General features: G+C 63.8%; 8 protein-coding genes. 1 reads left to right on the top strand and 7 read right to left on the bottom strand.

Features of this window, described 5'->3' with window-relative positions:
- Positions 1 to 93: 93 nt before the first annotated feature.
- The 4 genes from mazG to cysM form a co-directional block, all read right to left on the bottom strand.
- A complete protein-coding gene (mazG, locus tag DKW65_RS09970; RefSeq protein ID WP_111657096.1) occupies positions 94 to 888 on the bottom strand; it encodes a nucleoside triphosphate pyrophosphohydrolase in 795 nt (264 codons plus the stop codon).
- 191 nt (positions 889 to 1,079) lie between these two features.
- Positions 1,080 to 3,329, bottom strand: a complete 2,250-nt coding sequence (relA, locus tag DKW65_RS09975; RefSeq protein ID WP_111657097.1) for a GTP diphosphokinase — start codon at positions 3,327 to 3,329, stop codon at positions 1,080 to 1,082.
- Positions 3,330 to 3,368: 39 nt separating this feature from the next.
- Positions 3,369 to 4,712, bottom strand: coding sequence for a 23S rRNA (uracil(1939)-C(5))-methyltransferase RlmD (rlmD, locus tag DKW65_RS09980; RefSeq protein ID WP_111657098.1), 1,344 nt, complete (start codon positions 4,710 to 4,712; stop codon positions 3,369 to 3,371).
- Positions 4,712 to 5,629 carry a cysteine synthase CysM gene (cysM, locus tag DKW65_RS09985; protein WP_342767595.1) on the bottom strand — a complete coding sequence of 306 codons (918 nt, stop codon included), beginning with the start codon at positions 5,627 to 5,629 and terminating at the stop codon, positions 4,712 to 4,714. The genes rlmD and cysM overlap by 1 nt, the downstream gene beginning before the upstream one ends.
- Positions 5,630 to 5,722: 93 nt before the next feature.
- Between cysM and DKW65_RS09990 the strand changes: the two genes are divergently transcribed.
- Complete coding sequence (locus DKW65_RS09990; protein WP_111657100.1) at positions 5,723 to 8,479, top strand: response regulator; 2,757 nt, start codon at positions 5,723 to 5,725, stop codon at positions 8,477 to 8,479.
- Here DKW65_RS09990 and acpS read toward each other — a convergent pair.
- From acpS to recO, 3 genes are all read right to left on the bottom strand, one after another.
- Positions 8,440 to 8,826, bottom strand: a complete 387-nt coding sequence (acpS, locus tag DKW65_RS09995) for a holo-ACP synthase (RefSeq protein ID WP_111657101.1) — start codon at positions 8,824 to 8,826, stop codon at positions 8,440 to 8,442. The two genes, DKW65_RS09990 and acpS, sit on opposite strands and share 40 nt — an antisense overlap.
- Positions 8,823 to 9,572, bottom strand: a complete 750-nt coding sequence (pdxJ, locus tag DKW65_RS10000; protein ID WP_111657102.1) for a pyridoxine 5'-phosphate synthase — start codon at positions 9,570 to 9,572, stop codon at positions 8,823 to 8,825. The genes acpS and pdxJ overlap by 4 nt, the downstream gene beginning before the upstream one ends.
- Positions 9,573 to 10,088: 516 nt before the next feature.
- On the bottom strand, positions 10,089 to 10,769 hold the full coding sequence (gene recO, locus DKW65_RS10005) for a DNA repair protein RecO (protein WP_111657103.1): 681 nt from the start codon (positions 10,767 to 10,769) through the stop codon (positions 10,089 to 10,091).

Here is a 10,769-nt window from a genome sequence, read left to right on the forward strand (position 1 = left end):
CCTTCGTTATTATTCTGTTTGTCGTTATTGTTTTTGAACTTTCAAACTAGCGCGCGACGCCGCACAGCGCAATACACAAGAATGTTTACCCGTTTATTCCTCCTTCTGCTTGGCCGCCCGCCACAGCGCTTCCAGCGCCTCCGCATCCAGCGTTGCCAACCCCGTGTCACGCTCCCCCGCCAGCGCCTCCATCATGCGGAAACGACGCTCGAACTTGTGCGTCGCCCCACGCAACGCCTGCTCGGCCTCCACATGCACATGACGCGACAGATTGACCACCGTGAACAGCACGTCACCCAATTCATCCGCGACCGCCCCCTGATCCCCCGACGCCATGGCCGCCTCCAGCTCGTCCAGCTCCGCACGCACCTGCGCCAGCACCGGCCCCGCCTGCGGCCAGTCAAACCCCACCCGCGCCGCTTTTTTCTGCACCTTGGCCGCCCGCTGCAAAGCCGGCAACCCCGCAGGCACGCCATCCAGCTGACTTTCGCGCGGCGCTCCCCGCTGCGCCTGCTCCGACGCCTTGGTGGCCTCCCACGTATCCTTGATCTCGGCCAGACTCGCCCCCTGCCGATCACCAAACACATGCGGATGCCGACGCACCATCTTGTCGATCAGCCCGCGCGTCACGTCATCAAAATTGAACAGCCCCTGCTCTTCCGCCATGCGCGCATGAAAGATCACCTGCAACAGCAAATCCCCCAACTCATCACGCAGCCCTTCATGGTCTCCCGCTGCAATGGCATCAGCGACCTCAAAGGCTTCCTCGATGGTATAGGGCGCAATACTGGAAAACGTCTGCTGCAGATCCCACGGACACCCCGTCTCGGGGTCGCGAAGACGCGCCATGACTGCAAGCATCTCTTCGATACTGTTCGCTTCACCCATAACTGCTCCACTTTTTTCGTGACGACAGCCCCGAACGCAGACAGGCCCTCGGGGGCGGGTACTGCTTTTCAGGACTGTCGAGAGGCATGGATGCCGAACGCAAGCCTACAAGGACGTATTCACGGCGTGTCCTGAAAAGCAGTACCCGCCCCCGAGGGCCGTGACCACCGCTCCCTGCCAGATACGATGCTTCATTTTTTGTAGCGTCGTACTTCAAGCACCCCAGGCAACTGATCCATCCGCGCCAGCACCTTGCCCAGATTCCCCAGACTGGAAATCTCGATCGTCAGCAACATCGTCGCCGTGTTGTCCTCCACATGCGATTCCGTATGCACCGCCGTCACATTCACCCGCTCATTGGCCAACACCGACAGCAGATCACGCAACAACCCCTGCCGGTCCCACGCCCGGATATAGATATCCACCGGATAACTGATCCGGTCCGCATGCCCCCAGCTCACCTCGATCACACGCGCCGGATCATCCGCCTGCATGGCCAGCAGGTTCGGGCACGTCGCCCGATGCACCGTCACGCCACGCCCGATGGTGATATACCCCATGATCGGATCGCCCGGAATCGGCTGGCAGCAGGCCGCGATATGGGTCATCAGATTGCCCACACCTTCGATGGTAATGTCGCTGGCGTCCTCACGGCGCGCATCCCGGGACTTGCGTGGAATGAATTCCAGCTCACGCTGCGTCCCGTCAGCATCCAGCTGCCCCTGGACATGATTGACGACACTGGCCGGACGCAGATCGCCCGCCCCCAGCGCCGCCAGCACATCTTCGCCCGTCTTCAGATTGAATTGCGGTGCCAGCTGGTCCAGGTCTATATGCCCGAGTGCCAGACGCGACAGCTCGCGTTCCAGAATCGCCTTGCCCTGGCTGATATGCGTGCCGCGATCCTGACGCTTGAACCAGTGCTGAATGCGAGCACGGGCCGACGCACTGTGCACATAGCCCAGCGATGCCGTCAGCCAGTCGCGGCTGGGGCCGCCCTCGCGCGTCGTCAGGATTTCCACCTGCTCACCGGTCTGCAAGGTGTAGTTCAGGGGCACGATATGCCCATTGACCTTGGCGCCCCGGCAACGGTGCCCGACTTCAGTGTGAATCTGGTAGGCAAAATCGACCGGCGTGGCGCCCGCCTCCAGATCGACCACATGGCCATCCGGGGTGAACACGTAAACGCGCTGGCCGGTTTCCTGGCTGCGGAAATCGTCGACCAGATTGGCAATACTGGTTTCACCAAGCTCGTCGTGCCACTCCAGCACCTGGCGCAACCAGGCGATCTTGTGTTCGTAGTCGGCCCCCTTGCGGCGCGGCCCACCCTCCTTGTAACGCCAGTGGGCACAGACACCCAGCTCCGCATCCTCGTGCATATCGAAGGTCCGGATCTGCACTTCCAGCATCTTGCGTTCCGGCCCCACTACGGCGGTGTGCAGACTCTGGTAACCGTTCTCCTTCGGCGTGGCGATATAGTCATCGAATTCTTTTGGCACATGCTGCCACAGCGAATGCACGATACCGAGAGCCGCATAGCAGTCACGCATTTCCGGCACGCGAATACGCACGGCACGCACATCGTAGACTTCATAAAAGTCCAGATGCTTTTTCTGCATCTTTCGCCAGATGCTGTAGATATGCTTGGCGCGGCCATCTACCTGCGCGCCGTGAATGCCGGAGCGCTCCAGGTGGCCCTTGAGTTCATTGATGACATTGTCGATGTACTGCTCGCGATCGAGCCGTTTTTCATCGAGCAAACGCGCGATCTTCTTGTAGGCGCCCGGTTGCAGGTAACGGAACGACAGGTCTTCCAGTTCCCATTTCAACTGGCCCACACCCAGACGATGGGCCAGCGGTGCATAGATATCGAAAATCTCGCGGGCCACCTTGCGGCGACGCTCTTCATCGGCATCCTTGAGGGCACGAATGATGACCGTCCGTTCGGCCAGCTTGAGCAGGGCCACGCGCACATCATCGACCATGGCCACCAGCATCTTGCGGACGTTGTCGAGCTGTCCCTCCTGCTGGCCCAGCACCGGTTTGCGCGTCGGGTTGAGCACGGCACTGATGGCCGCCATACGCAGTACACCCTCCACCAGCCGGGCGATGGTCTCGCCGAACTCGCGCTCGACTTCCAGCAGCGACAGGTGGCCCTCACGCACGGAGCGGTAGAGCACGGCGGCAGGCAGGATTTCCCCGTCGGCACGAAGGTCTGCGAGGATTTCGGCCATTTCCAGGCCGATGCGGTAACAACCGATACCATAGGGCCAGCGGCGCCCGGCAAGGTCACCCGCTTCCTCGCACTGTCGCGCGCGATCACAGGCCCGCGCCAGCAGCTCCGTGTCCGGCAGGTGGCAACGGGCCTCCACGCTGGCCAGCCAGGTGGGCAAGTCGGTGTACTCTCCGGCCAGCGGCGGCTGACGGCGGACGGTAACCATGTTTCTACTCCCTCGGGCCCGGTACCGGAATCAGTACCCTCAGCACCGCTCGAACAGGGCGATGGATTCCACATGGGTGGTATGCGGGAACATGTCCATCACGCCCGCACTCACCAGATCGTAGCCCAGTGCCTTCAACTCCCCCGCATCACGGGCCAGCGTGGCCGGATTGCAGGAGACGTAAACCAGTTTACTGGCCCCGAAATGGGGCATCAGACGAACCATTTCAAGCGCCCCGCTGCGCGGCGGGTCGATCAGCACCCGGTCAAAGTGGCTGTCTGCCCACGCCTGACCACTGATGTCCTGGCTCAGATCCCAGGCATGAAACGCCACATTATCCAGGCCATTGGCCCGCGCATTTTCGTAGCCCCGCGCCACCATGGTGTCGCTCAGTTCCACACCCACCACCTCACGGGCGCGGCGCGCCAGTGGCAGGGTAAAATTGCCAAGACCACAGAACAGATCCAGCACCCGATGGTCCGGCTGGATATCCAGCAAGTCCAGTGCCAACGGCACCATGCGCTGGTTGATCTCGCTGTTCACCTGGGTGAAGTCGTTGGGGTGAAACGCCATGCGCAAATCAGCGCCGGGGTGCCGATAATGCAGCCGTGTCGGGACCGCATCCCCTTCCGGCGGCGCCACCCGATGCACAGTGCTTTCGTTGCCGGGCTGCAGGTAGCAGTGCCAGCCACGGGCCACACAAAAATCGATCAGTCGCTGCTGGTCCGCCGCGCTGAGCGGGTCCATATGGCGAAACACCAACGCGATGGCATCCTCGCCTGCGGCCACTTCTATCTGCGGAATACGGCGACGGCTTTCCAGGCTGTTGAGCAAGGCGCGCAGGTCCATGAAGGCATGGCCCACTTCCGGAATCAGCACCTCGCAGCCTTTCAGGTCGGCCAGGAAGTTGCTGCGCTTTTCACGAAAGCCGACAAACGCCGTCTCCCGGGCATCCACATAGCGCGCGCCAAGACGCGCCTTGGTCCGATACCCGGTGCGCGGGCCAAGTAGCGGGTCCAGCCAGGTGCGCGGGGTCAGGCCGCCAAAATGATCCAGCTGCTCGGCCAGCACCTGCTGTTTCAGGCGTATCTGCGCCTCGGGGTGCATGTGCTGCAGGCTGCAACCGCCGCAGATGTCGGCATGCTGGCATGGCGGGGCGACCCGCTCTGGCGCGGGCTGGCTGATGGTTTCGGCCACACCCTCATCAAACTTGCCGCGGCGCCAGGTGTAGCGGAATTCCACGGTCTCGCCCGGCAGGGCATTGGCGATGAAGGTGGTCTTGCCGTCCAGACGGGCAATACCACGGCCGTCGTGGCCCAGCGTTTCGATCTGTGCAGTGAAGGTGCCCTCGGGCAGGGGCTTGCGGCGCTGACGTCGACCCATCAGACCGCTCCGGCCGGCGCCCGGAACACCCCGGTGGACAGGTAACGGTCACCCCGATCACAGACAATAGCGACGATCACGGCGTTCTCCACCTCACGGCTGAGTTGCAGCGCCGCCGCGATGGCGCCGCCCGAGGACACCCCGCAGAAGATGCCTTCCTCACGCGCCAGGCGGCGCATGGTGTCTTCCGCCATCTGCTGGCTCATGTCCACCACCCGGTCCACCCGGCTGATATCGAAGATGCTGGGCAGGTACTCTTTCGGCCAGCGGCGGATGCCCGGGATCTGCGCGCCATCCGTCGGTTGCAGACCGATGATCTCGATATCCGGGTTCTGTTCCTTGAGGTACTTCGACACCCCCATGATGGTGCCGGTGGTGCCCATGGAGGAAATGAAATGGGTGATGCGGCCGCCGGTATCACGCCAGATCTCCGGGCCGGTGGTCTCGTAGTGGGCCAGCGGGTTGTCCGGGTTGGCGAACTGGTCCAGCACCCGGCCTTCTCCCCGGGCCTGCATCGCCTGCGCCAGATCGCGGGCACCTTCCATGCCCTCCTCCTTGCTCACCGAGATCAGCTCGGCGCCGTAGGCCGCCATGGCATCACGACGCTCCTGACTCTGGTTGGCGGGCATGATCAGCTTGATGCGGTAGCCGCGCATGGCCGCCGCCATGGCCAGGGCGATGCCGGTGTTGCCACTGGTCGCCTCGATCAGCGTATCGCCCGGGCGGATCTCGCCACGCGCCTCGGCTTTCATGATCATGTTCAGGGCCGGGCGGTCCTTGACGGAACCGGCCGGGTTATTGCCCTCCAGCTTGGCCAGGATGACATTCGAGGTGTCCCCGGGCATGCGCTGCAGGCGCACCAGCGGCGTGTTACCGACGGTGCTCTCGATATTGGGGTATGGGGTGGATGCGCTCATGGGCGCCATTGTAGGCGCCACCGCGCCGCGCCGCCAGCAGGGGTGATGCCGGCCCCGTGGCCGTGCATAATGCCGGAATGCCAGGACACAATAATGACTGATCTCAATCTGCGCACACGTATCCTGCTGCTGACCGCCGTGCCGGTAGTCATCGCGGCATTGGCGCTGGGCGGCTATGTGCTGTCGAGTCGCGTCAACGAGATTCGCGACAACACCCACAACCTGCATCGCCTGATTCTGGACAGCTACGCCGCCCGCCTGCAAGCGCTGGACGCCGCAGATCTGGCCGGCCACCAGCGCGTGATGCAGGCCCTGCTCGATGAAGCCGACGTGCGCGCCGCCACCCTGCGCCAGGGCCCTGATGCCGTGCACGCCGGGCCGCGCATGCGCCCGCTGAATGGCGACAACCAGACCTTCAACAGCCTGTCGCCGGACACCCACATCCTGCCCACCGGCGACACCTGGCGCTGGCGCCAGCAGTTGCACGCCGACCCCGAACGGGTACTGGAAATCGAGTTCTCCGGTCACCGGCAACGTATCGAGATGCTGGAGACCCTGCTCACCCTTGTTCTCAGCACCCTGACCATCATCGGCCTGGCCCTGATTCCGGCCCTGCGCTTCAGCCGCCGTATGACGGCGCCGATGACCGCCTTTACCGAAACCCTGCAGCAGATCCGCGACGGCGCCCTGAACAGCCGCGTGCATGTGGGGGCCGGGGGCGAACTGGGCCAGCTTGAACGTGCCATCAACGCCATGGCCGAAGCACTGGAAGAGGCGCAGACGGAACTGCAACAGAACGTCGATCAGGCCACGGAAGACCTGCGCGAAACACTGGAAACCATCGAGATCCAGAACATCGAACTGGACATGGCACGCAAGCAGGCGCTCAAGGCCAGCCAGATCAAGTCCGAGTTCCTGGCCAACATGAGCCACGAAATCCGCACGCCGCTGAACGGCATTATCGGCTTCACCCGGCTACTGCTGCGCTCGGAACTGAGCCCGCGCCAGCGCGATTACCTCAGCACCATCCGCAAGTCCTCCGAAGCCCTGCTGTCGATCATCAATGACATCCTCGACTTCTCGAAGATCGAGGCCGGCAAACTGAGCCTGGATCGCGTGCCCCTGAACCTGCACGACCTGATCGAGGAAGTGCAGACCATGCTGGCGCCGCTGGCCCAGGAAAAGAGCCTGGAACAGGCCGCCATCATCTATTCCGACGTGCCACTGCACCTGCTCAGCGACCCGCTGCGCATCCGCCAGGTGCTGACCAACCTGGTCAACAACGCCATCAAGTTCACCGAGCGCGGCTCGGTGGTAGTGCGCACCATGCTGGAAGAAGAGCGCGACCATATGGCCACCATCAAGGTGGCCGTGACCGACACCGGCAGCGGCATCAGCGAAGAAATGCAGAAGGAGTTGTTCAGCGCCTTTACCCAGGTGGACCAGAGCAGCGCCCGGCGCATGGGCGGCACCGGCCTGGGCCTGGCCATCTCGAAACGCCTGGTGGAAGAAATGGGCGGCGAGATCGGTGTCGACAGCACCCCCGGCCGCGGCTCCACCTTCTGGTTCACCCTGCGCGTGGAAATCGACGAACACACCCCCGTCACCGACAGCTTCCGCGCCTTTCGCGGCGCCACCGCCATCCTGATCGAACCCAACGAGCATGCCCGCCTGGGCCTGTACCACATGCTGCGCGCCTGGGGGCTGGAAGTGACCACCCTGCAAGCGCTGGATGCCCTGCTACCCATGCTGGAAGACAACAGCCTGCCCGCAGCAGACTTCGCCATCATCGGCATGCCCCCCGGGCACGATCAGGACGACGAAGTGCGGCGAGCCGCGGAGCTGCTCTGCGGCCAGCAACAACGCCGCCTGGTGGTGCTGTGCAACCAGGCTGACCGCCTGAGCCGGCGACTGCCGGAATACCCGCAACTGCATCGCGTGCTCGGCAAACCCGCCACCCGCATGCGTCTGTATGACGCCCTGCTGGAATTGAGCGGCCAGGAGAATGACCACCGCAGCCAGCGCGGCGGCGAGCCACGCTCCGATCTGAACCTGAACGTCATGGTGGTGGACGATCACCCCGGCAACCTGCGCCTGGCCACCGTATTCCTGGAAGAAATGGGCGTGCGTGTGCGCGCCTGCCACAGCGGCGCCGACGCCATCGCCGCCTTTGCCGAACAGACCTTCGACCTGGTGTTCATGGACATCCAGATGCCGGACATGGACGGCATGCAGACCACCCGTGAACTGCGTGCCCTGGAGCAGGACCAGCGCCACACCCCGATCATCGCCCTGACCGCGCATGCTCTGGCCAGCGAGCGCCAGACCCTGCTCCAGGCCGGGATGGACGACTATCTGTCGAAACCGGTGAGTGAAGGGCACCTGCGCCACATGCTGGAAAAATGGGTCGCCGCCCCCGACGTGCAGCGCATCAGGACTGCCGCGCCGACCGACGACCCGCAGGACGACGACGCCCCCTTGCCCGGCGAAGAAACCCTGCCGGTGTTCGACCCCGCCCTGGCGCTGGCCCGCGCAGGTGACCGCCCGGCCCTGGCCCAGGAGATGCACAGCATGTTGCTGGCCAGCCTCGACCAGGATGCACCGCGGATCAGCGCCCAGGCCGAAGCCGACAGCCTGACGCCGTTACTGGAAAGCGTGCACAAGCTGCACGGCGCCACCCGCTACTGCGGCGCGCCGCGCCTGGAACGGGCCGCCCGGACCCTGGAAGAAGCCTTGAAGACCGACGCCCCCGACAACGTGCGCAACGACGCCGTGGATCGCCTGCTGCTGGAGATCGAAGCCGTGCGTACTCAGGTGCCGGATTCAATTACCGCAAACGCCAGCACATAGTCCTGTTCATCGCTGATCGACACATGCGCACGGCAGCCGCCCCCGGCGCGCTCAAGCCGCGCCGCCCCGGCACCGAACCAGAACACCTCCGGACGCCCCAGCGCATCAGGCAGCACCGCCATGTCACGCCAGCTCAACCCCTGGCGCAACCCGGTCCCCAATGCCTTGAGCAACGCCTCCTTGGCCGCAAAGCGCTTGGCCAGCCAGCGCACCGGGTCCTTGTGCGCCTGCCATATCTGTAATTCATCATCGTGCAGCAAGCGCTGCGCCAGCGCCGCACCGCGCCGCCCACAGGCCGCCTGCATGCGTGCAACCGCTACAATGTCCGTACCGATACCGACGATCACACCCGCCGCCCGGCGCGCACCGCCGCCTGATCAATCAGCGCCCGCATGCTGCGCACCGCCTCATCGAGCCCGGTAAGCACCGCGCGGGCGACAATGGCATGGCCGATATTCAGCTCATGAATACCCGGCAGCGCGGCAATGTCCTGCGTATTGTGATAGTGCAGCCCATGCCCGGCATTCACGATCAGACCGTTTTCCTTGCCCAGATCCAGCCCGGTGTGGATACGCCGCAGCTCCTCGATACGCGTGGCCTCGTCGTCTGCCTCTGCGTACTGCCCGGTGTGCAATTCAATCGCGGCGGCACCGCAGGCCACGGCGGCCTCGATCTGCGCGGGCACGGCATCAATAAACAGCGACACCTGAATACCCGCATCATTGAGACGGCCACAGGCGGCTTTCAATTCCTCGAAATTCCCGACCACATCCAGGCCACCTTCGGTGGTGAGTTCTTCGCGCCGTTCGGGCACCAGGCAGCAATGCGGTGGCCGCAGGCGGCAGGCAATATCGAGCATTTCGCGGGTGGCGGCCATTTCCAGATTGATACGGGTCTGGGCGGTCTGCATCAGCAGTTCCACATCCCGGTCGTTGATATGACGGCGATCTTCACGCAGGTGCACGGTAATGCCGTCGGCGCCGGCCTGTTCGGCCATCAGCGCAGCCTGCACGGGCTCGGGATAACGGGTGCCGCGCGCCTGGCGCAGCGTAGCGATGTGGTCGATATTCACGCCCAGCAGGACACGTTGCATGATGAGTCGGTTTCCCTTGGTCGTCGGATGGAAGCTCTGGTTTGTCAGTATAAACCCTTGGGCTGTGAGTTGTCGGTATGGACCATTGCTTCCTGGTTTGGTGGTTATGGCCCTTGGGGACGGGGACTGCGTTTCAGGACACGCCGTGAATACATCCCTGTAGGCTTGCGTTCGGCATCCATGCCTCTCGACAGTCCTGAAACGCAGTCCCCGTCCCCAAGGGCCGTCACGTGCAGCCAGTCCCAAAGGCTGCCAGCCAACCGGGAGTCATGTTCTTGCTGCCGCCGCGAGCCCGGACCAGACAATGAAGTCCCAGCACGAACCCATCTTGCCGTTCGCTGAACGTCCATTGATCCCACTGAACGTGCCGGTCCAAGGGGGCGGGCATTCCCTTTCAGGACCTTCGAGAGGCATGGATGCCGAACGAGAGCTTACAGGGATGTACTTGCAGCGTGTCCTGAAAGGGAATGCCCGCCCCCTTGGACCATGACCACAGGACGATGAAGAATGGAACAATCAGCGAAACAGCTCACGACTGACCAGAGGCCGATCACCGAGCAAGGGCGCAAGGGCCTGGCGCAGCAGGTCGCGGGCGACGCGGCGGGCGGTGTCGTGCCAGTCGCCGGCGGCGATGGCCAGCAAGGCGTCGCCTGGGAAGCCTTTGGGGTCGGGGATCAGGCCGAGGGTGGTGTCGAGGCGGTAGCCATGGCCGGCGTTCAGGGGCTCGCCTTCCGCGTCATGGTCGAGGGAGAAGCCATAGCCCAGGGCCTCCAGCAGCGTCAGCTCGAAACGGCGCAGCAGCACATCCTGCGGCATGTCCGCGTCAGTAAGCAGCGACAGCGTGGCGCGGTACGGCTCCAGCAATTCCGGGTGAGGGTCAAAGCGATGCAGCAAACGCACCAGGATTTCGTTCAGGTAAAAGCCGCAGAACAGCGCCCGGCCCTTGAGCGGCAACGCCGGGGCTTCCGCTTCGCAGTGGATCAGGGTGAGCAATTCGCCGCGACCGCTGAAGCTGGCCAGCAACGGACGAAACGGCTGCAGCAGCGTATTGCGCCGACCGCCACGGGCGACGGCACCGATGCGACCCTGGCGGGCACCAAACAGCTCAAGAATAACGCTACTGTTGCGATAGGGACGACTGTGCAGCACCCAGACGGACTCCAGGCCGCCGGGGCCGGGTGCAGCGTCCGTCGTCAT

Origin of the sequence: Isoalcanivorax indicus, from assembly GCF_003259185.1 — a bacterium.
GTDB classification, from domain to species: Bacteria; Pseudomonadota; Gammaproteobacteria; order Pseudomonadales; family Alcanivoracaceae; genus Isoalcanivorax; species Isoalcanivorax indicus.